The following is a 20,894-nucleotide window of genomic DNA, read 5'->3' on the forward strand; positions in this document are numbered from 1 at the left end:
ACTCGAATTGCGCGCCGGCCGTCAAGAATTCGCCACGGCACGTCAAGAGACCGTCAAAGTCCTCGACTGGCCCGGGTGTGCACCGGCACCGTCGGGGCATGACTCTTCTCGATGCGGTGCACTCGTTGCGCAGGGCGGCCTCCCAACGGATCGATCCCGCGGTGTGGCCGGTGACGGCGCAGGTCGACGTCGAGGGCCGGTTGGGTGTCGGCGGGGTCGCGCTGACCGAGATCGCCGACCAATTCGGGGCCCCGCTGCAGGTGCTCGACGAGGCAGAATTCCGGTACCGGATCCGCGGATTCCGGGTACGGCTGCCGGAACGGCGCACGGTGTACGCCGGCCACGCCCTACTGACCAAGGCGGTGGCCCGGTGGGTCGCCGAGGAGGGCGCAGGTCTGGCGGTGCGCACGCCCGCCGAACTGGCGATCGGGCTCAGTGCCGGGGTGGACCGCGACCGCATCGTCGCGCACGGGTGCGCCCAGACCACCGCCGACTTGCGGGCCGCCGCCGGGGTGGGCCGCATGGTGCTGAGCTGCGGCACCGAGATCGCGCTGCTGGCCTCCCAGCTGAGCCGACCGCAACAGGTGCTCACCGGCTCGGCCGACCTGGCCGCCCGCGTCCTGGCTCAGCCGATGCTGCGACTGGTCGGATTGCGCTGCGCGGCCGACGAGATCAAGCAGGCGGTGTCGGCGATGGCCGACATCCGCGACCGGCACGGCGTCACGCTGACCGAACTGAACATCGGCGATATCGGTGTCGACGCCGATCTGATCGATCTCGACGAGGCCATCGACAACGCCCTGGACGACGCGTGCGCAGCCGAACGGTTCCCGCGTCCGGTCGTCGTGGTGGAACCGGGGCGGGCCGTCGCCGGCCGGGCCCTGGTGAGCTGCGCGCGGGTGGTGGCGGTGCGCGACGGTCTGGTGACGGTGGACGGGTCGGCAACCGGCACCGTGGCGTTGGCCAACCGGCATCCGCTCGGCCCGACCCGGCCGGTCACCGTCGTCGGCCGCACCGGCGAGCTGGTCTGCGCACAGGTGACCCTGCCGGCCGATCTGCATCCCGGCGATCTGCTCGCCGTCGTCGGACCCATGCCGTCGGGCGCCGCGCTGACGGCGCGGCCCCCGGTCGTGACGGTGCGCGATCGGCGGGCGCAGCTGTCGGTGCGCCGCGAGACCACGGCCGATCTGCTGTGCCGGGAGCTGAGTTAGTCGGCTTCCAGCACCGGATCGGCCTCCAGGTGCGTCAGCCCGTTCCACATCAGGTTCACCAGGTGGGCGGCCACCACTTCCTTACTGGGCTGGCGCACGTCGAGCCACCATTGCGCGGCCATCGACACCGAACCGACCAGGGCCTGCGCGTACAGCGGCGCCAGGTCGGGATCCAGGCCCCGGCGCGAGAAATCACCGGCCAGGATCGAGGCGACCTGGCTGACGGCGTCGTTGAGCAGCGTCGAATAGGTGCCCGAGGTGATGGCCGCCGGTGAATCGCGGATCAGGATGCGGAACCCGTCGGTGCGCTCCTCGACATAGGTGAGCAGGGCCAGCGCCACCCGCTCCAGGCGCACCCGGGACCGGTTGTTGGTCAGCGAGGAGGTGATGCCGTCCAGCAGCGCGGACATCTCCCGGTCGACAACGACGGCGTACAGCCCCTCTTTCCCGCCGAAATGCTCGTAGACCACCGGTTTGGAGACATTGGCGCGCAGCGCGATCTCCTCGATGGCGGTGCCGTCGTATCCGCGTTCGGCGAACAGCGACTTGGCGATCTCGACGAGCTGCTGGCGGCGCTCGGTGCCCGTCATCCTGGCGCGCGGGATGCGGGCCTCCTTCTCCGGTGCTGCCACTGGCCCAGCCTAACGCCGCGACGCTTCCCCGCTGCCCTGCCGGGACCATTGATCCGGTCGACTAGAGTCTCGGATTGATCGGTCCGTCGTGGTGTAATCGGCAGCACCTCTGATTTTGGTTCAGATAGTTCAGGTTCGAGTCCTGGCGACGGAGCAATCCCATACCGCGAGCGACCCCTAACTGACAGCGTTGACGGCGTGTCCGCGTACAGACACGGTCGCTCGCGGGAGGAGGAGAGAATCGTGTCCACCACCGATATCGCGGTCGTCGTCATGGCGGCCGGCGCGGGCACCCGGATGCGCTCGGCCACCCCGAAGGTGCTGCACCCGCTGGCCGGACGCAGCATGCTGGCCCACGCCCTGCTCGCCGCCACCGCCCTGGAACCCCGCCACATCGTGGTCGTCGTCGGCCATGGCCGCGAACATGTCGCCGCCGAAGTCGGCCGCATCGCCGAACGGGCCGGCCGCGATATCGCCACCGCCGTGCAGGAGGAGCAGCTGGGCACCGGCCACGCGGTCGGCGTCGGGCTGTCCGGCCTGCCCGAGGATTTCACCGGCACCGTGGTGGTCACCTCCGGGGATGTGCCGTTGCTCGACGGCGAGACGCTGGCAGCGCTGGTGCGCACGCACCGGGACGGCGGGGCCACCATCCTGACCACCACCGTCGCGGACCCCACCGGGTACGGACGCATCCTGCGCGACGAGACGGGCGCCGTCCTGGCGATCGTCGAACAGGCCGATGCCGACGAGCGTCAGCGGGCCATCGGTGAGATCAACTCGGGGGTGTACGCCTTCGACGCGGCGGCGCTGCGATCGGCACTGAGCCGGCTGAGCGCCGACAACGCCCAGCAGGAGCTCTACCTGACCGATGCCATCGCCCTGGTGCGCGGTGACGGTCTGCCGGTGCGGGCCCAGCATGTCGCCGACAGCACGCTGGTCGCCGGCGTCAACGACCGTGTCCAGCTCTCGGTGCTGGCCGCCGAACTGAACCGTCGCATCGTCGAGGGCCACCAGCGTGCCGGCGTGACCGTCGTCGACCCGGCCACCACCTGGATCGACGCCGACGTGGAAATCGGGCCTGACACCGTCATCCATCCCGGCACCCAGGTGCTCGGGGTCACCTCGATCGGGCCGAACTGCACCATCGGGCCGGACAGCACGCTCACTTCGATGGAGGTCGGCGACGGCGCCTCGGTGATCCGCACGCATGCCGAGTTGTCGGTGATCGGCGCCGGCGCGACCGTCGGCCCGTTCAGTTATCTGCGGCCGGGCACCGAGCTGGGCGCCAAGGGCAAGCTGGGCGCGTTCGTCGAGACGAAGAACGCGGTGATCGGCACCGGCACCAAGGTGCCGCACCTGACCTACGTCGGCGACGCCGACATCGGCGAGCACAGCAATATCGGCGCCTCCAGCGTGTTCGTGAACTACGACGGTCAGACCAAGCGCCGCACCACCGTCGGCTCCCACGTCCGGACCGGCTCGGACACCATGTTCATCGCGCCGGTCACCGTCGGTGACGGGGCCTACACCGGGGCCGGGACGGTGCTGCGCGAGGATGTTCCGCCCGGTGCGCTGGCCGTCTCGGCCGGCCCCCAGCGCAATATCGAGGGGTGGGTGCTGCGCAAGCGACCGGACTCCGCCGCTGCTTCCGCGGCGCGAGCCGCCAATGAGGATCCGGCGGCCCGTCAAGCGACCAGCGACGACGAGTGATTCGACAGCTTCCGTTGGCAATCTGGTAACCCGGCAACGCCTGCCCGAACGCACTACGTACGATTGGCGCGTATTCGACCCCGACCGGCGAAGGCACAACAGTGAGCCACGACTGGACCGACAACCCAAAAAACCTGATGCTCTTCTCGGGCCGGGCTCATCCCGAGCTTGCTGAGCAGGTGGCCAAGGAACTCGATGTTCCCGTCACCGCGCAGACGGCCCGCGACTTCGCCAACGGCGAGATCTTCGTCCGCTTCGACGAGTCGGTGCGCGGTTGCGACGCCTTCGTCCTGCAGAGCCATCCCGCGCCGCTGAACCAGTGGCTGATGGAACAGCTGATCATGATCGACGCGCTCAAGCGCGGCAGCGCCAAGCGGATCACCGCCATCCTGCCGTTCTATCCGTACGCGCGGCAGGACAAGAAGCACCGCGGTCGCGAGCCGATCTCCGCGCGACTGGTCGCCGACCTGTACAAGACCGCGGGTGCGGACCGCATCGTCACGGTGGATCTGCACACCGACCAGATCCAGGGCTTCTTCGACGGCCCGGTGGACCACATGCGCGCCCAGTCGCTGCTGTGCGGCTACATCGCCGAGAAGTACGCCGACGCCGACAAGGTCGTCGTCTCCCCCGATTCGGGCCGCGTCCGGGTCGCCGAGAAGTGGGCCGATTCGCTGGGTGGTGTGCCGCTGGCCTTCATCCACAAGACCCGCGACCCGCTGGTGCCCAACCAGGTGAAGTCCAACCGCGTCGTCGGTGACGTCAAGGGCAAGACCTGCATCCTGACCGACGACATGATCGACACCGGCGGCACCATCGCCGGCGCGGTGAAATTGCTCAAGCAGGACGGTGCCGAGGATGTGGTCATCGCCGCCACGCACGGGGTGTTGTCCGATCCCGCCGCGCAGCGGCTGGCCGACTCGGGTGCCCGCGAGGTGATCGTCACCAACACGCTGCCGATCGGCGAGGACAAGCAGTTCCCGCAGCTGACCGTGCTGTCCATCGCACCACTGCTGGCCAGCACGATCCGCGCGGTGTTCGACAATGGTTCGGTGACAAGCCTTTTCGACGGCTCCGCGTAACAGCGAGCGTTCGCGCGAGGAGTAGCTTTCAGGTATGACGGCCCGCATCTTGCACAACCCGAAATGCTCGACGTCCCGTAAGACGCTGGAGCTGTTGCGGGACAACGGGATCGAACCGGAGATCGTGCTGTACCTGAAGACGCCACCGACCCGTGCCGAGCTGGCGGCTTTGATCGCCGACGCGGGTATCCCGGTGCGCGAGGCGGTACGCAAGCGCGAATCGCTGTACACCGAGCTGGGCCTGGCCGACGCCTCGGATGACGAGTTGCTCGACGCGATGGCGCAGCACCCGATCCTCATCGAGCGCCCGCTGGTGGTGACCGACAAGGGCACCCGGTTGGCCCGGCCCATCGATCGGGTTCGCGAGATTCTGTGAGGCGTGCGGTTTGGCTGGCGGCGGTCGCCGTCCTGCTCGCGGGCTGCGGCGATGACGTCCCGGACTATCAGTCGCTGTTGACCACCACCACGACGACGACCAGTGCCGCACCCGGCGCCCAGAAACCGGTGCCGATTTCGCAGTACCTGGAAAGTGTCGGGGTCACCGGCGACCCCGTCGCCCCGGAGAAACTCACCGACCTGACCGTCGAACTGCCGCGTCCGGCCGGCTGGCAGGCCTACAGCAATATCAACCTGTCACCGGGGACGCGGGTGATCGCCAAGGGCGACACCTATCCGACCGCGATGCTCATGGTGTTCAAACTGACCGGCAATTTCGACGTCGCCGAGGCCCTCAAACATGCCGACGCCGACGCGGATCTGTCGCAGAACTTCACCAAGCTCAACGGCTCCAGCGAGAATTTCCGCGGCTTCCCGTCGTCGATGATCGAGGGCACCTATGACCTCAACGGGCGACGGATGCAGAGCTACAACCGCATCATCTTCCCGACCGGGACACCGCCCAAGACCCCGCCGGGGGCGCCCGGCCAGCGCTATCTGGTCCAGCTGACCATCACCAGCTATGCCGAGGAGGCCCAAAAGCAGGGCAAGGACATCGAGGGCATCATCTCGGGGTTCAAGGTGGCGGCCAAGTAGGGTGCGGCGGGCAGGAGCGGGTTGGCTACGCTCCCACCATGAGCTGGACCGCCGCAGAGCTGCCGTCCTTCACCGGGCGTCGCGTCATCGTCACCGGGGCCAACAGCGGGCTGGGCCTGGTCACCGCCCGTGAGCTGGCCCGCGTCGGGGCGTCGGTCACGCTGGCGGTGCGCAATCTGGACAAAGGCAACGCCGCCGCCGCGCAGATGCCGGGCGACGTCACGGTGCGCAAGCTGGACCTGCAAAGCCTGGCCTCGATCCGGGAGTTCGCGGCGGGTGTGGACGGCGTCGACGTGCTGGTGAACAACGCCGGCATCATGGCGGTGCCGTACGCGTTGACCGCCGACGGATTCGAGAGCCAGATCGGCACCAATCACCTCGGTCATTTCGCGCTGACCAATCTGTTGCTGCCCAAGATCACCGACCGCGTCGTGACGGTGGCCTCGCTGATGCATCTGATCGGGTGGATCGACCTCAAGGACCTGAACTGGCGCTCGCGCCCCTACCTGGCCTGGCCGGCCTACGGTCAGTCCAAGCTGGCCAACCTGCTGTTCACCAGTGCGCTGCAGCGCCGGCTCACCGCGGCCGGTTCACCGGTCCGGGCGATCGCCGCCCACCCCGGATACTCGGCCACCAACCTGCAGGGCCAGACCGGTCACCCTATCGGCACCAAGGTGTGGCTGGCGGCCAACAAGATCGCCACCGACGCCGATTTCGGGGCGAGGCAGACGTTGTACGCGGTCTCCCAGGATGTGCCGGGTGACAGTTTCATCGGGCCGCGGTTCGGGATGCGCGGGCCGACGGGTCCGGGACCGCGCAGCCCGTTGGCTCGTTCGGCCCGCACCGCGCAGCGGCTGTGGGAGCTGTCCGCGCAGCTCACGGACACCGAATTTCAGATCTGAGGGCGGTGTCGGCTACCCTTGCTGACGTCACGGCGAGGGTGGTCTACCACCGTTATCGACGGGAATCCATTCTGTTGGACCCTGGCCGTGTGTGAACCGGTTACAGGAGGAACAACACATGGCCAAGAATGCGGCCCCCAACAAGCTGACCGCCGACGTGCGTACCCGCACGGGCAAGGGCGCCTCGCGCCAGGCCCGCCGCGACGGCAAGGTGCCCACCGTGCTGTACGGCCACGGCGAGGATCCGCAGCACCTGGAGCTCAACGCCCGTGATTTCGCCGCCGTGCTGCGGCACTCGGGCACCAACGCCATCCTGACCCTCGACATCGCGGGCAAGGAGCAGCTGGCGCTGACCAAGGCGATCGTCATCCACCCGATCAAGCGCAACATCGTGCACGCCGACCTGCTGGTGGTGCGCCGCGGCGAGAAGGTGACCGTCGATATCGCGGTCGTCGTCGAGGGCGACGCCGCCCCGGGCACGCTGGTGACCCAGGAGGCCAACACCATCCAGGTCGAGGCCGAGGCGCTGTCGATCCCCGAGCAGGTCACCGTGTCGGTGGAAGGCCTCGAGGCCGGTACCCAGATCACCGCCGGGCAGATCGAGCTGCCGAACGGTGTCACCCTGATCGTCGATCCGGAGACCCTGGTGGTCAACGTCGTCGAGGCCCCGAGCGCCGAGGATCTGGACGCCGAGGGTGCGGGCGAGGCCGACGAGGCTGCCGCCGAAGAGCCCGCCGCCGAAGCCGAATCCGCCGAATAATTTGGCCGAGCCGTTACTGGTGGTTGGGCTCGGTAACCCCGGGCCCAACTACGCCAAGACCCGGCACAATCTCGGCTTCATGGTGGCCGACATCCTGGCCGGTCGCATCGGCTCGGGTTTCAAGCTGCACAAGCGCTCCGGCGCTGACGTCGCCACGGGCCGGCTGGGGGGCCGGTCCGTGGTGCTGGCCAAGCCCCGGGTGTACATGAACGAATCCGGCCGTCAGGTCGGGCCGTTGGCCAAGTTCTACTCCGTGCCGCCCGCCGACATTGTGGTGCTGCACGACGAGCTGGATATCGACTTCGGCCGGATCCGGCTCAAGCTGGGCGGCGGTGAAGGCGGCCACAATGGGCTGCGCTCGGTGGCCGCCGCCCTGGGCACCAAGGATTTTCAGCGAGTGCGCATCGGCGTGGGCCGCCCACCCGGACGCAAGGACCCCGCCGCCTTCGTGCTGGAGACCTTCAATTCGGTTGAGCGGCCAGAGGTTCCGCTGTTGTGCGAGAACGCCGCCGATGCCACGGAACTGTTGCTGCAGGTCGGCCTGGAAGCCGCCCAGAACACCGTGCACGCCTGGTAGCTTTTTTCTCCCGCGAGCGGCCCCTGAATGCCAACCCCGCGCGGCGTGTCCTGTGCAAACACGGCCGCTCGCGTGAGGAAATCAGTCCGACGTGCGCCGGGCGTAGGCCCGCAGCGCGAAGGGCGCCAACACCGCGGTCATCACCAGTGACCACAAGACCGTCGCCAGCACGGGGTGGTGCAACGGTAACTGCGCATCGGGCGGGGCCGCCGGACCGTTGCCCCACAACTCGCGCATCGCCTGCGCCAGCGAGGACACCGGATTCCATTCCGCGGCCACCCGCAACCACCGCGGCATCGGCTCGGTCGGTGCGAACGTGTTGGCCAGGAACGTGATCGGGAACAGTACGGTGAACATCACGCCGTTGACCGCCTCGACCGAGCGCATCAGCGAACCGACCAGGATGCCGAACCAGATCATCCCGAACCCGAACACCAGGATCAGCGCGAACGCCAGCACGGCGTCGGCCACGCCGCCGCGGATGCGCCAGCCGATACACAAGCCGGTGACCGCCATGACCACGATGCCGATACACGAGTGCAGCAAGCTGGCCACGCTGCGGCCGATGAGAACCGCCGACCGGCGGATGGGCAGCGAGCGGAACCGGTCGATGATGCCCTTCTCGACGTCGGCGGTGATACCGGACGCGACGACGAAGGCGGTGAACACGATGGTCTGGGCCTGGATACCGGGCAGCAGGAATTCCCGGTAGGACGCCCCACCCCTGGTGGCGATCGAGGCCCCGAACACGAACGCGAACAGCAGCACGAACATGATTGGCTGCACCGTGACATCGCTGAGCATCTCGGGCATGCGCTTGGTGTGGATCATGTTGCGCTTCACCATAATCCATGATTGCTGGGCGATGTTGGTGGGCCGGATCACCGGTTGCGCGGTGGCCTTCTCCGATACGGCGGTCACGCGTCTACCTCCTCGGCGTTCTCGGCACGGTGCCCCGTGAGCGACAGGAACACGTCATCCAGGCTGGGCCGGGACAGCCCGATATCGTCGACCTCGATGGCGTTGTCCTGCAACCAGTTCGCCACCCGGGTCAGTTCGGCGATGCCGTCGGCCGCCGCGGTGAGCTGCCGGGCGCCGACGTCGACGTGCACCTCGGCCCCGGACCGGCCAAGAAGTTCGCGGGCCGCGGCCAAGTCGGCGGCGTGTGACACCGTCACCACCAGGCTGGCATTGCCGGCCTGCTGCTTGAGTTGCAGCGGTGTGCCTTTGGCGATGATCCGGCCGTGGTCGATGACGACGATATCGTCGGCGAGCTGGTCGGCCTCTTCCAGATACTGCGTGGTGAGCAGCACCGTGGTACCGCCGGCGACGAGGTCACGCAGTACCTCCCACAGGTCGCTGCGGCTGCGCGGGTCCAGCCCGGTGGTGGGCTCGTCCAGGAACAACACGGGCGGGGCGGCGATCAGACTGACGGCCAGGTCGAGCCGCCGGCGCATCCCTCCGGAGTACGCACGCACCGGGCGGTCGGCAGCATCCACCAGATCGAACTGCTCGAGCAGCCGGTCCCCCAGTTGGTTGAGCTGCCTGCGGCTGATCCCGTAGAGGCCGCCGATCATCCGGATGTTCTCCCGGCCGGTGAGCAGTTCGTCGACGGTCGCGGCCTGCCCCGTCAGGCCCATGTTGCGGCGCAACATATCGGGCTGGGTCCGCACGTCGTAGCCTGCGACGCGCGCGGTGCCGCTGGTGGGTTCCGACAGGGTGGTCATCATCCGCACGGTGGTGGTCTTGCCGGCACCGTTGGGACCCAGTAGTCCCAGCACCGCGCCCTGCGGCACGGTGAAGCTCACCCCGTCGACCGCCCGGTTCGCACCGAAATCCTTGACGAGGTCGATCGCCTCGATAGCCGGCATGTCGCCTTCCCCCGTCGCTGCGCTCGCCCTGGCGCCTTCCCCCGTCGCTGCGCTCGCCCTGGCCATGACTCCAACCGTAGCGAGGCACCCCGACAACGCACCAACGTTTTTCCGGCGTCAAGATTGCCGCCCATCCCGTAAAGATTCCGTTCACGGCGCCGACGGGGCCCCGGGTACCGCGTAGACCGGTAGCCATGAGCACCGCCATTCAGACCACCCGTTGGCATCGCCTGATCGACGGCGATCGCACGTGGGGGTCGTTGCACATCTCCGCCACCCGTTACGGCGTCACCCGGTATCGGTTGGTGGTGTTTCCCCCGGGACTGTCCACCGAGCAGCGCCGGCTCCTGCGAATCTGGCGGGCCTGGCCGACGTGGGGCATGGCGGTGTGGCTGGTACTGGAGGTGGCTCTGCTGCCGACCTTGGGAGCTGTTGCGGCGCTGACACTTTCCACCTTCGCCGCAGTTTCGGCGGGCGCGGTGTCGATGGCGTGCGTCGACCAGTTCCGGCGTGAGGTTCGCACCGTGACAGTCCTGCGGATGACCGGCGTGAACGATCGCGAGTCGGCCGATGTGTTCACCGAACTGAAACGGCATGCCACGGCGCTCGCCCTGGCCGACCAACATCTCACCGGCGCCGACCACGAGGCCGCGGTGTGGCGCGTCTACGAGCGGATGGCGGCCTGAGGCGCACTGCGGATCAACCACACCGCCAACGCGAGAACCGCGGCCACCTCGAACCCCGCGATACCCCGTTCGACCAGTCCGAGCGGGATGATCCGCCACCAGGACCGCTCAGTTACCGCGGCCACCGCGATCGCCCCGAACAGCACGCCGAGCCATCCGATCGACCCCCAGGCCAGCCAGCGCGCGGTCCGGGCCCAGACCTCGCGGCCGCGGGCGATCACCAGCACGGCCACCGGCAGTGCGACGAACGCCAGCAGCGTCGCCACCCGGTGCACGGTCCCGCTGGTGCTGGGCCCGACCGCCCAGTTGTGTTTGGGGAAGGCGACCACGCCGAGCAGCCCGATCACCCAGAGCACCAACAACACCGAGCCCGGTGAGCGCGGGGTCAGCCGGCCGGCGTGGATCAGCCCGACCAACAGCAGCGTCGACCCGGCCGCCAGTGCCAGCACCGCGGTCACGAAAAGCCAACCGCCGGTGGTGAACACGTATTCGGAGATGGTCGCGCGACGCAGCGTCCGGCCGCGCAGCGGTTGTCCGCCGAGCACGGCGTCGAGTGCCAGCACGGTCAGCAGGGACACCGCCGCGCCCGCCACCGCGATCCAGCCGAACAGCACGTGCAAACCCCGGTTCATCGAACCAGCCTACTGATCAGCGGCCCCGGACCCCGCTGTCCACCACCTTGACCGTCTTGTGCGGATACCGCTTCTCGGCGTGCGCCTTGGCCGCGGAGTTCGGTAACACGTACAGCGTCTCCCTCTTCTCCTGCAGCGGTTTGAGCACCAGGTCCATGAATCCCTTGCGGTCGTCGAGGTAGGGCTCGATCACGTCCTCCCCGGCCGGGCAGACTGCCAGACAGTAGGCCGCCTTGTAGTTGGCCTTGAACGACAGGCTCTGCCACATCGAGGCGTTCTCCGAATCGGTGACCCTGGACCGGAAGTCCTGCCCGTCGGTGCTGTCGGCGATGGTCTGCACCCAGTCGGTGAACCCGCCCATGAATTCCCGGTAGTTGTGCACCGAGCAGGCCATGAAGTCGAACTCCCCATCCTTGCCGATAGCACCGACCGGGCAGGCCGCCACGCACAGCTTGCATTCCAGACAGGGCGAATAGTCCAGCGGAGCACCGTATTCGGAGATCGGCGCACCGACCAGCAGGGTGCCCAGGATGATGAAGTTGCCGAATTTTGGATGGATGACGTTGCGATGGATGCCCATGACGCCCAGGCCCGCCGCGACCGCCACCGGCTTGTGCGCGATCACCCAGATACGCCCGGGGAACTTGTCCATCTCCATGGGGAACGTCGCCGACGGGTTGATGACGCGGTAACCGGTGCCCTCCAGCGTGCGGGTGATGCGGTGTGCGGCCTCGTTGATGATCTCGCCGGTGCGGTGGAACTCCTGATTGGCCACGCTGCGCTCCGACGAGCGGACGTTGTCCCGGTTCATCTTCACCACCAGCGAGATATAGCTGCGGACCCCGGGCAGCGCGGTTTCGGCGTGCTCGCGTTCCGACGCCAGGGCGGGGTCGTCGAAGGAGGCGAACGCGACATCGTCGGCACCGGCATCCAGACAAATCCGCCGCAGCCAGTGCGCGTCGATCACCTGTGGGGCCGCGGTGCGGGCCCGGGCGCGCACCGCCTGCACGGTGGGGTGGTCGGCGAGGCGCGCGGGGAGTTTGTCCGTCATCCATCTGAGTATAGACATATATACTCAGCTAGGCCGATGCGTAGCGCTCATTTCCGACGAAGTGGTCGACGACCCGGCCACCGGACAGCCAGAACGTCAGAAACGACGAGGCGCCGCTACCTCAGCAGCGACGCCTCGACGGGTGCCAAGAACTAGCCGGTGACCAGTGCGATCGAGTTGGCCCGGCGCAGCTTGCCCGACGGGGTCTTCGGGATGGTGCCCGGGCCCAGCACGACCACGTTGCGCGGACGGACGTCGACCTCGGTCACCACCTCGTGCGCGACCTGATGCTCGATCCGGCGCACCTCGGCGGGATCCTGGTAGGCGTTGGACTCCACCGCCACCGCGAAGGTCTCCCGGGAGTGCCCGGCGTCCAGCCGGACGGCGACGGCGCAGCCGGGGCGCACGCCTTCGACGCGGCCTGCTGCGCGCTCGATATCGGTCGGGTAGATGTTGCGCCCGGCCATGATGATGACGTCCTTGACGCGGCCGCAGACCACGACGTTGCCCTCCTCGGTGAGGTAACCGAGGTCGCCGGTGTCGTACCAGCCGTGCTCGTCCTGGGTGGGCAGGAAGCCGGCCATCGTGATGTAGCCGGGGGTCACCGACTCACCGCGCAGCTGGATGACGCCGACGCCGCGGGCCGGCAGCACGTTGCCGTCCTCGTCGACGATGCGCGCCTCCAGGTCCTGCAGCAGCGGGCCGAGCGAGGCCAGCCGCCGGGTGTTGCCCTTACTGGCGGGCACGGCCCGGCGCAGTGCGGCCAGCAGGTCGGCGTCCACCTCGTCGACCACCAGACCGGCGTCGCACGGGGAGAACGACACCGCCAGGCAGGTCTCGGCCATGCCGTAGGCCGGCAGGATCGCCGAGGACCGCAGCCCGAATGGCTTGCCCGCGTCCAGCAGGTCCTCGACGTCGGCGGGCTCCACCGGCTCGGCACCGGACAGGGCGAACCGCAGGGTGGACAGGTCGAAGTCACCGGGCTTGGCCTGCCGGCGCAGCCGCTTGGCCAGCAGCGCGTAGGCGAAGTTCGGGGCCGCCGTCATGGTGCCCTTGTACTTGTCGATCAGCTTGGCCCACAGCAGCGTGTCGCGCAGGAAGTCCATCGGCGTGACCTTGACCAGCTCGGCACCGAAGTACATCGGGATGGTGAGGAAGCCGACCATGCCCATGTCGTGGAAACAGGGCAGCCAGCTGACCATGACGTCCTTGTCGACGTCGTACTGGGCGCCGATGAACATGGCCTCGGCGTTGGAGTAGATGTTGCGGTGGGTGATCTGGACGGCCTTGGGAGAGCCGGTCGAACCCGAGGTCAACTGCATCAGCGCCAGGTCGTCCTCGTCGGTCTCGACCGGGTCGATGGGCTCGGCGGCCAGCAGGTCGCCGACCTTGAGCACCGTGATGCCCTTCTCCTCGAGCACGGGGATGGCGACGATGAACGGCTCGGAGACGATGACGGCCTTGGCCTCGATCATGCCGATGACCGTCATGGTGTCCTCGGCCCAGACGGCCAGGTCGGTGCGCGGGGTGGGCTGGTGCAGCATGGTCAGGCTGGCACCGCGCATCCACACGCCCTGCGCGGTGGGCGCGATCTCGACCGGGAAACCGGCCAGCACACCGATGGCGTCGCCGGGCCCGATGCCCGCGGCGGCCAAACCGCCGGCGATCCGGCGCGCGCGCTCGTGGACCTCGCCCCAGGTGTGGCGGATGGGGTCGTGCGGCTCACCGGTGACCATGCCCCGGGCGCTCTCCCTGGCGCTGCGGTACATCTTGTCGGTAAAACGGCTCACGGCAACCTCCTGAATGTCTGGAGGCGCGTCGCAGGCGACGTCGACCCCAGTGTCATTGCACGTTTCCCTATATTCCGCCTGCTAGCGCACAGTTTTCGAGAGGCGCGCGCACACAATTGGGAAGCAGTTGTGTCTCGAAATGGTGATGGTCCAGCGAATCCAGTTCCCTCGAACGGCTCTGTTGCGAAGGGAACCGCCGGATGAGCGCTAGTTTCCACCGTCAGCCATCTTAAGAGACCCTTAAGTAACTGCCAAACTGTCGCGAGAAATGAGGGGTGGGTCACACTTCGGCGATGACCCGTGCTCCCGGCACCGGCCCGCTGGCCACCCGCACCGTGCGGCATACCCCGGCCCCGGACAGCGCGGCGCCGATCTCGACCGCGGATTCCGCCGACGCGCACAGGAACGCGCAGGTCGGCCCGGAACCGGAGACGATGCCGGCCAGTGCTCCCGCCTCGGTACCGGCACGCAGCGTGCGACGCAGATCCGGGCGCAGGCTCAGCGCGGCCGGCTGCAGGTCGTTGCCGAGCAGCGCCGCCAACTCGCGCGGATCACCGGCGGCCAGCGCCTCCAGCACCGGCTCGACATCGTCGAGCCGGGCCGGAGCCTCCCGGTCCGGCGCCGCGCGCAGCCGGTCGATCTCGCCGAACACCTCGGGTGTGGAAAGCCCCTTGTCGGCGAAGGCCAGCACCCAGTGAAACGTACTGCGGGCCAGCACCGTGGCCAGCTGCTCGCCACGACCGGTGCCCAGCGCGGTCCCGCCGTGCAGCGCAAAGGGCACATCGCTGCCCAGCTTGGCGGCCAGCGCGTGCAGATCGCGCCGGGCGACGCCCAGCTCCCACAGCGTGTTCATGGCGACCAGCACCGCGGCCGCGTCGGCGCTGCCGCCGGCCATCCCGCCGGCCACCGGGATGGACTTGGCGATCGAGATCGCGACGTCGGGCGCCCGGCCGACGTGGTCGGCCATCAGTTCGGCGGCTCGCCAGGCCAGGTTGCGGCTGTCGGTGGGCAGCCCGGCCACCCCCTCCCCCGTCATGTGCACCGACAGCAGGTCGGCGTTGCGCACGGTCACCTCGTCGAACAGTGACACAGCGTGGAAGAGGGTGGTCAGCTCGTGGTAGCGGTCCTCGCGGAGATCGCCGACGCCGAGATAGAGGTTCACCTTGCCCGGCACCCGCACGGTGACCGAACCGGTGGGCACCCATTCGGACGCGGTGTTTCCGTCTGATGAGCGCACGGGACGACCTTATTCGCTCGGCACCGGCTGCGGCCAACAACCTGGTTACCGGGTGAACTCGCCGGCAATCTCCCGACGGCAGACGAATTCGGTGAGCGCGTCGCCCGTCAACCCCATACCGGTGCCCAGGGATACCTTCACGTAAGCGGTTTCGGCACGCATCCAACGGAACGGGATCAACCCGGCCGCGGAAAACCCGGTCACGGATTCATAGGCGGCGACGTCGTCGGGAACGGGCCCGAGGAACACCGGCACCGCGGCGGCGGCACACCGGCGCGCGAATTCCAGGACGCTGGTCGGCTCTCCCACCGTGCAGGCGGTGCCGGAGTGATACGTCTCGTGCACCACGGCGTCGAAGCCGGCCGGGTCGATCGCCGCGTAGTCGAGGCCGGGATAGGGGCGCAGGTACAGCACGCGCGCCCCGAACGTGACGGGGCCGGCTGGCCAGGGCGGCGGCTCGAACCGCGGGCGCGGCAGCCCGTCCACGCCGCTGATCGGCATCTCGCCGTCGCTGTGTACGTAATGGCGCAGCGGTGTCGACGGTTGCAGCCGCGCGGCCGCGTGCACCAACCGCGCACCGTCGGGGTTGCGGAACGTCACGTACACCCCGCCGGGGACCGTGTCGATGACCTCAAGAGCGTCACGAAAATTGCTGTGCCCGTTGGCTTCCGGATGATCCAACGGTCGGTTGCTGGCGACTACGACCACGGGCACATCCAGCTGGGTCAGCGCGAACGCCAGGGCGGTGGCACCGTAGGACAGCGTGTCGGTGCCGTGCGTGACGACCACGCCGGAGTGCTGTGGGCCGACCGCCGAGGTGACGGCGGCGGCTATCGCCGTCCAGTCCGCGGGACGGGCGTTCTCGCTGAGCAGCGACAACGGTTCGAGGACGTCGAATCCGTCGGCATCCCCGTACGCGTCCAACAGCAGGCGGGTCTGACCGGGCACCAGCCCGATGACGTCACCGGAGCGTCGTGAACCGATCGTGCCGCCGGTGAAGACGACGAGAACGGTCCGGCCTGCTCCGCTCAGCTGAGCGACGGCTCGGCGTCGTCGACCGACTCGAGTCGCTCCGGCGTCTCCGCCGCGAGCTCACCGGAACGCTGCAGCAGCCGGACGAAATCGGTGATCGACAGCGTTTCACCGCGTCGGGCCGGATCGATGCTGGCGGCCAGCAGCCGTTCGGCCGACTCGTTGCCGGACCCGGCCCACTCGGCGAAGGCGTTGCGCGAGGTCTTGCGGCGCTGCGCGAAACCGATGTCGATGAGCTCGAACACCTGCTGGCGGAACGACTCGTCGGTCGGCCATGGTGAAGTCTCGTACCGGTCGATGCGGACCAGACCGGAGTACACCCGCGGGATGGGCCAGAACACCGTCGGCGACACCATGCCGTACCGGCGCACATTGCCGAAGAAACGGATCTTGGCGCTGGGTACGCCGTATTCCTTACCGCCGGGCTCGGCGGCCAGCCGCTCGGCGACCTCCGCCTGGACCATGACCATCACGGTCTTGATCGACGGGAACTCGGAGAGCAGGTGGATGAGCGCGGGGACCGCGATGTTGTACGGCAGATTCGCCACAAGTGCAGTGGGCTGCTCATCGAGGTCACCAGAGGTGATGGTGAGGATGTCGCGGTTGAGCACCGTCAGCCGGCTGATCTCGCTGTGCGAGTGGTTGGCGATGGTCTTGGGCAGCTGGTGGGCCAACACCGGATCGATCTCGACGGCGGTGACCCGCGCGCCCCGGTCCAGCAGTCCGAGCGTCAGGGAGCCGAGGCCGGGACCCACCTCCAGGACACAGTCCTGTCTATGGATGCCGGACGCCGACACGATGCGGCGCACTGTATTGGCGTCGTGGACAAAGTTCTGCCCGAACGCCTTACGTGGCCGGAAGTCGATCTCCCGCGCCAGGTGTCGTATCTCAGTCCGCCCAAGGAGTCGGATTGTCATCGGACCCTCCCACTACACACCGGCCAGGCACCCCATCCTTGACGTGCCCTCGTTACTTCAGCAATCGCGATCTGTTCCTCACGGGTGGCCAGATCAGCCCGCTGAGCATACCGCAGACCGCCCTGCCGCTCCCATGTGTTTTGGTCAAATTGAACACCGCCGAAATATCCGTTGCCGGTGTTGATGGCCCAATTACCTCCCGATTCGCACGAGGCGATGGCGTCCCAGGCGCTGCCGTTGGACACCGGAGGCACCTCGGTGCCCGGCTTGGCGCCGACCCGCAGCACGGCATCGCGCGCCGGGGAGATAACGACATTGGCTACTGGCAACCTGCCCGTCTCGATCCCGTTCACCTTCGCCACAGCGAACGTGACGTCCTGGACACCGGGCGTCCCGGGATCTTCGACGACCTGCCGGCTCATGTTCATCGTCGCGTCCTCGATGCGCCGACTGGCCGGCGGCAGCGGCAGCTGCTCGGTCACCTTCTCGATCCGGACGCGCGTCACCTGGATCTGCATGCCGTCGACGACGGGCGCCGACGCGGGCGGGTTGACGGTGTCGCGCTGTTGCAGCGGGGCCCCGGCGGCATCGAGCAGGCCGGCGACGTTGGGAGCGGCGAGATGCACGGTGCTCTTCACTCCGCCGTCATCGATCTGCACCGTTTTCGCGCTGACCACGGGTAATGACATCCCGGCCAGGGGCACGCGGGTGCCGCGGGAGGCCGCGGCGGGGGCGGTGTCGGTCAACGCCAGCTGCGCCAGGGCGTCCTGGACGGTGGACGCGGTGGTCCACACTTCTTTGCTGTTCTGACCGTCCAGGGAGATTTGCACGGGGCGGCTGCGGCTCAACACGATGGTGTCGGCGTCGTGCACCGGGGTGTCGGCGGACGGGTAGAGGTCGTCGCGGTCACCGACGGTGAAACCGTTCTCCTGGACCACGTCGATGACCTTGGACTTCATCGTCGTCACCGTGACGGGCGCCCCGTCGACGGTCAGCGTCACGGTCTTGTGGGAGGCCACCGCCATGCCGCCAGCAAACGCGAGCGTCAATAAAAGCGCGCCGACGAGCAGCCGAAAAGCAGGCGAACGCTCCTCATGGATTCTGTTCAAAACACTCAAGAGTCTGTTGTCCCCGGCTCTCGACCCATGCGGGCCCGCGGAACTCGCGGCCCGGCTGGCCGCCCGCGTTCTATCACAGAAAGGTAACGAAGATCGGTGGTCGGCGCCAATCTAGGCCGCCGACAGCCGGTAGGTGCGTCGAGCGTTGGCCGTGCTCACCTCGGCCAGTTCGGCCGCCGACCGGCCGGTCAGCTCGGCCAGCGCCCGCACCGTGTAGGGCAGGCAGTACGGCTCGTTGGGGGCGCCCCGGAACGGGTGGGGGGTGAGAAACGGCGCGTCGGTCTCGACGAGCAACAGATCGTCCGGGATGGCACCGGCGGCCTCGCGCAGTGCGCGCGCGTTGCGGAAGCTGACCGTGCCCGACAGGCTCAGCAGCCAGCCGTTGGCCACGCAGGTCCTGGCCATCGCGGTGTCGGAGGAGAAGCAGTGGAAGATCACCGTCTCCGGGGCACCCTCGGCGGCCAGCACGTCGAGCACCTCGGCGTCGGCGTCGCGATTGTGGATCATCAGCGGCTTGCCGGTCCGCTTGGCCAGGTCGATATGCCAGGCGAAGGCGTCGCGCTGCTGGGCAGGCTCCGCGCAGCCATCCAGCTTGCCCGGCCAGTACATGTCCATCCCGGTCTCCCCGATCGCCACCACGCGCTGCTGCGCGGCCAGGGTTTCGAGTTCGGCTTTGGCGGCGTCATCGAGGGCATTGGCGCGGGTGGGGTGCAGCGCCACCGCGGCGTACACCCGGTCGTCCCAGCCGGCGGCCTGCGCGGCCCAGCGCGCGGCATCCAGGTCGTCGGCGATGGTGACCACCGCCTGCACACCGACGGCACCGGCCCGGTCCAGGATGTCCGCGACGTCGTCCGCGGTCTCGGCGCCGCAGGCATCCAGGTGGGTGTGGGCGTCGATCAAGGGGGCGAGCGGCTCCGGAGCGGGCGGCTTCTGTCGCTTCGAGCTCACCGGTACACCTTAAGGTGAGAGCCAAATGACTACGTCTTCTCCTGGGTCTTCCCCCGGCGCCGGGACGCGCACCCCAGGCGCCCCGTTCTACATCACCACCGCCATCGCGTACCCGAACGGCGACCCGCATATCGGGCACGCCTACGAGTACATCGCCACCGACGCGATCGCCCGGTTCAAGCGCCTCGACGGTTTCGACGTGCGCTACCTGACCGGTACCGATGTGCACGGTCTGAAGATGGCCGAGACGGCCGCCAAGCTCGGCATCACCGCCCCCGAGCTGGCCAAGCGCAACTCCGACGTGTTCGAGCGGATGCAGGAACGCCTTGGCGTGTCCTACGACCGGTTCATCCGGACCTCCGATGCCGATCATTACGAGGCGTCCAAAGAGATCTGGCGCCGCATGAACGAGGCCGGTGACATCTACCTGGGCAGCTATCAGGGCTGGTATTCGGTGCGTGACGAGCGCTTCTTCACCGAGGACGAGACCCAGGAGCGTGATGGCGCCCGGTTCGCGATCGAGACCGGCACGGAGGTCACCTGGACCGAGGAGCAGACCTACTTCTTCCGGCTGTCCGCCTACGCCGACCGACTGCTGGCGCTCTACCGCGAGCACCCGGAGTTCATCGGGCCCGACGTCCGGCGCAACGAGATCGTCAGCTTCGTCTCCGGCGGGCTCCGCGATCTGTCCATCTCGCGGACCACGTTCGACTGGGGAGTGCCGGTCCCCGACCACCCCGATCACGTCATGTACGTCTGGGTGGACGCGCTGACCAACTATCTGACCGGGGTCGGGTTCCCGGACACCGCGTCGGAGGCCTTCGACAAGTACTGGCCGGCGAGCCTGCACATGATCGGCAAGGACATCATCCGGTTCCACACGGTGTACTGGCCGGCCTTCCTGATGTCGGCCGGGATCGAGCTGCCCAAACGGGTTTTCGCGCACGGGTTCATCAACGTCAAGGGCGAGAAGATGAGCAAGTCGTTGGGCAACGTGGTCGATCCGCTGGTGCTGATCGACGAGTTCGGCCTCGACCAGGTGCGCTACTTCTTCCTGCGCGAGGTGCCGTTCGGCCAGGACGGCAGCTACAGCGAAGAGGCCATCATCGGCCGCATCAACGCCGACCTGGCCAACGAGCTGGGCAACCTGGCGCAACGGTCGCTGTCGATGGTGAACAAGAACCTCGACGGCGTGGTGCCGCAGCCGGGCGCCTTCACCGCCGAGGACACCGAGCTGCTGCAAGCCGCCGACGGTCTGCTGGAGCGGGTACGCGGCCACTTCGACGAGCAGGCGATGCACCTTGCGCTGGACGCCATCTGGTCGGTGCTCGGCGCGGCCAACAGGTACTTCTCGGCGCAGGAACCGTGGGTGCTGCGCAAGGCGGGCACCCCGGAGGCCGATGAGCGGTTCGCGACCGTGCTGTACACCACGCTGGAGACGGTGCGAATCGCGGCGTTGCTGAGCCAGCCGGTGATGCCCGAGTCGATGGCCAAGATGCTGGACCTGCTCGGGCAGCCGGCTGATCAACGCGATTTCACCGCCATCGGCACCCGGCTGGCGCCGGGGACGGCCCTGCCGAAACCCGAGGGCGTGTTCCCGCGCTACCAGGCACCCGAGGCCTGATTTGTGGAGCCACGGTCCACGCCGCGGCTCGCCGATTTCTACGTGAGGGCTGCGCATCCGCCGAATTCACGACCCTGGTGTA

21 protein-coding genes and 1 tRNA gene are annotated in these 20,894 nt (G+C 68.2%); 11 read left to right on the forward strand and 11 right to left on the reverse strand.

Translation table 11 applies throughout. The annotated features are described in order from the left end of the window. Positions 1-98: 98 nt before the first annotated feature. Positions 99-1,211, forward strand: a complete 1,113-nt coding sequence (locus SBI67_RS00695; RefSeq protein ID WP_318978730.1) for a diaminopimelate decarboxylase family protein — start codon at positions 99-101, stop codon at positions 1,209-1,211. Here the strand turns inward: SBI67_RS00695 and SBI67_RS00700 are convergent. Continuing rightward, complete coding sequence (locus SBI67_RS00700) at positions 1,208-1,801, reverse strand: TetR/AcrR family transcriptional regulator (protein WP_318979530.1); 594 nt, start codon at positions 1,799-1,801, stop codon at positions 1,208-1,210. The two genes, SBI67_RS00695 and SBI67_RS00700, sit on opposite strands and share 4 nt — an antisense overlap. Before the next feature lie 124 nt (positions 1,802-1,925). On the opposite strand from SBI67_RS00700, the gene SBI67_RS00705 reads away from it, so the two are divergent. The 8 genes from SBI67_RS00705 to pth all read left to right on the forward strand — a co-directional run bounded on the left by SBI67_RS00705 (position 1,926) and on the right by pth (position 7,906). Beyond that, a tRNA-Gln gene (locus SBI67_RS00705) sits at positions 1,926-1,997 on the forward strand. Between the two features lie 86 nt (positions 1,998-2,083). Then, a complete protein-coding gene (glmU, locus tag SBI67_RS00710) occupies positions 2,084-3,553 on the forward strand; it encodes a bifunctional UDP-N-acetylglucosamine diphosphorylase/glucosamine-1-phosphate N-acetyltransferase GlmU (RefSeq protein ID WP_318979531.1) in 1,470 nt (489 codons plus the stop codon). 101 nt (positions 3,554-3,654) lie between these two features. Further along, on the forward strand, positions 3,655-4,635 hold the full coding sequence (locus SBI67_RS00715) for a ribose-phosphate diphosphokinase (RefSeq protein ID WP_024455359.1): 981 nt from the start codon (positions 3,655-3,657) through the stop codon (positions 4,633-4,635). Positions 4,636-4,669: 34 nt separating this feature from the next. Beyond that, complete coding sequence (gene arsC / locus SBI67_RS00720) at positions 4,670-5,011, forward strand: arsenate reductase (glutaredoxin) (RefSeq protein ID WP_318978731.1); 342 nt, start codon at positions 4,670-4,672, stop codon at positions 5,009-5,011. Continuing rightward, the gene (locus tag SBI67_RS00725; protein ID WP_318978732.1) at positions 5,008-5,667 is read left to right on the forward strand and encodes an LpqN/LpqT family lipoprotein; all 660 of its coding nucleotides are present in this window, start codon (positions 5,008-5,010) and stop codon (positions 5,665-5,667) included. The genes arsC and SBI67_RS00725 overlap by 4 nt, the downstream gene beginning before the upstream one ends. 38 nt (positions 5,668-5,705) lie before the next feature. Beyond that, entirely contained in the window at positions 5,706-6,569 is an 864-nt protein-coding gene (locus tag SBI67_RS00730) for an oxidoreductase (RefSeq protein ID WP_318978733.1), read from the forward strand. A gap of 118 nt (positions 6,570-6,687) precedes the next feature. Beyond that, positions 6,688-7,329: a 50S ribosomal protein L25/general stress protein Ctc gene (locus tag SBI67_RS00735; RefSeq protein ID WP_318978734.1), complete on the forward strand. Its 642-nt coding sequence runs from the start codon at positions 6,688-6,690 to the stop codon at positions 7,327-7,329. A 1-nt stretch (position 7,330) separates the two neighbouring features. After that, entirely contained in the window at positions 7,331-7,906 is a 576-nt protein-coding gene (pth, locus tag SBI67_RS00740) for an aminoacyl-tRNA hydrolase (protein WP_318978735.1), read from the forward strand. An 81-nt stretch (positions 7,907-7,987) separates the two neighbouring features. Here the strand turns inward: pth and SBI67_RS00745 are convergent, their stop codons facing one another. Beyond that, entirely contained in the window at positions 7,988-8,827 is an 840-nt protein-coding gene (locus SBI67_RS00745; protein ID WP_318978736.1) for an ABC transporter permease, read from the reverse strand. Continuing rightward, positions 8,824-9,777, reverse strand: a complete 954-nt coding sequence (locus SBI67_RS00750) for an efflux ABC transporter ATPase subunit, DrrA-related (protein WP_318979532.1) — start codon at positions 9,775-9,777, stop codon at positions 8,824-8,826. The genes SBI67_RS00745 and SBI67_RS00750 overlap by 4 nt, the downstream gene beginning before the upstream one ends. 194 nt (positions 9,778-9,971) lie before the next feature. Here SBI67_RS00750 and SBI67_RS00755 point away from each other — a divergent pair, with 194 nt between their 5' ends. Continuing rightward, positions 9,972-10,463, forward strand: coding sequence for a DUF6611 family protein (locus SBI67_RS00755; RefSeq protein ID WP_318978737.1), 492 nt, complete (start codon positions 9,972-9,974; stop codon positions 10,461-10,463). On the opposite strand, the gene SBI67_RS00760 is transcribed toward SBI67_RS00755, so the two are convergent. The 8 genes from SBI67_RS00760 to SBI67_RS00795 form a co-directional block, all read right to left on the reverse strand. Continuing rightward, entirely contained in the window at positions 10,442-11,095 is a 654-nt protein-coding gene (locus SBI67_RS00760) for a DUF998 domain-containing protein (RefSeq protein WP_318978738.1), read from the reverse strand. The two genes, SBI67_RS00755 and SBI67_RS00760, sit on opposite strands and share 22 nt — an antisense overlap. A gap of 16 nt (positions 11,096-11,111) precedes the next feature. Further along, complete coding sequence (locus tag SBI67_RS00765) at positions 11,112-12,146, reverse strand: 4Fe-4S binding protein (protein ID WP_318978739.1); 1,035 nt, start codon at positions 12,144-12,146, stop codon at positions 11,112-11,114. A gap of 152 nt (positions 12,147-12,298) precedes the next feature. Further along, positions 12,299-13,936, reverse strand: coding sequence for a fatty acyl-AMP ligase (locus SBI67_RS00770; protein WP_318978740.1), 1,638 nt, complete (start codon positions 13,934-13,936; stop codon positions 12,299-12,301). Between the two features lie 280 nt (positions 13,937-14,216). Then, positions 14,217-15,173, reverse strand: a complete 957-nt coding sequence (locus SBI67_RS00775; RefSeq protein ID WP_318978741.1) for a 4-(cytidine 5'-diphospho)-2-C-methyl-D-erythritol kinase — start codon at positions 15,171-15,173, stop codon at positions 14,217-14,219. Between the two features lie 45 nt (positions 15,174-15,218). After that, positions 15,219-16,205 carry an asparaginase gene (locus SBI67_RS00780; RefSeq protein ID WP_318979533.1) on the reverse strand — a complete coding sequence of 329 codons (987 nt, stop codon included), beginning with the start codon at positions 16,203-16,205 and terminating at the stop codon, positions 15,219-15,221. Beyond that, positions 16,202-17,122 carry a 16S rRNA (adenine(1518)-N(6)/adenine(1519)-N(6))-dimethyltransferase RsmA gene (gene rsmA, locus SBI67_RS00785; RefSeq protein WP_318978742.1) on the reverse strand — a complete coding sequence of 307 codons (921 nt, stop codon included), beginning with the start codon at positions 17,120-17,122 and terminating at the stop codon, positions 16,202-16,204. The genes SBI67_RS00780 and rsmA overlap by 4 nt, the downstream gene beginning before the upstream one ends. Continuing rightward, positions 17,119-18,240: a resuscitation-promoting factor gene (locus tag SBI67_RS00790; RefSeq protein ID WP_318978743.1), complete on the reverse strand. Its 1,122-nt coding sequence runs from the start codon at positions 18,238-18,240 to the stop codon at positions 17,119-17,121. The genes rsmA and SBI67_RS00790 overlap by 4 nt, the downstream gene beginning before the upstream one ends. Before the next feature lie 111 nt (positions 18,241-18,351). Next, positions 18,352-19,188: a TatD family hydrolase gene (locus tag SBI67_RS00795; protein ID WP_318978744.1), complete on the reverse strand. Its 837-nt coding sequence runs from the start codon at positions 19,186-19,188 to the stop codon at positions 18,352-18,354. Positions 19,189-19,213: 25 nt separating this feature from the next. On the opposite strand from SBI67_RS00795, the gene metG reads away from it, so the two are divergent. Then, positions 19,214-20,812 carry a methionine--tRNA ligase gene (gene metG / locus SBI67_RS00800; protein ID WP_318978745.1) on the forward strand — a complete coding sequence of 533 codons (1,599 nt, stop codon included), beginning with the start codon at positions 19,214-19,216 and terminating at the stop codon, positions 20,810-20,812. Positions 20,813-20,894: the final 82 nt, after the last annotated feature.

The organism is Mycolicibacterium chengduense, from assembly GCF_033741155.1.
GTDB lineage: Bacteria > Actinomycetota > Actinomycetes > Mycobacteriales > Mycobacteriaceae > Mycobacterium.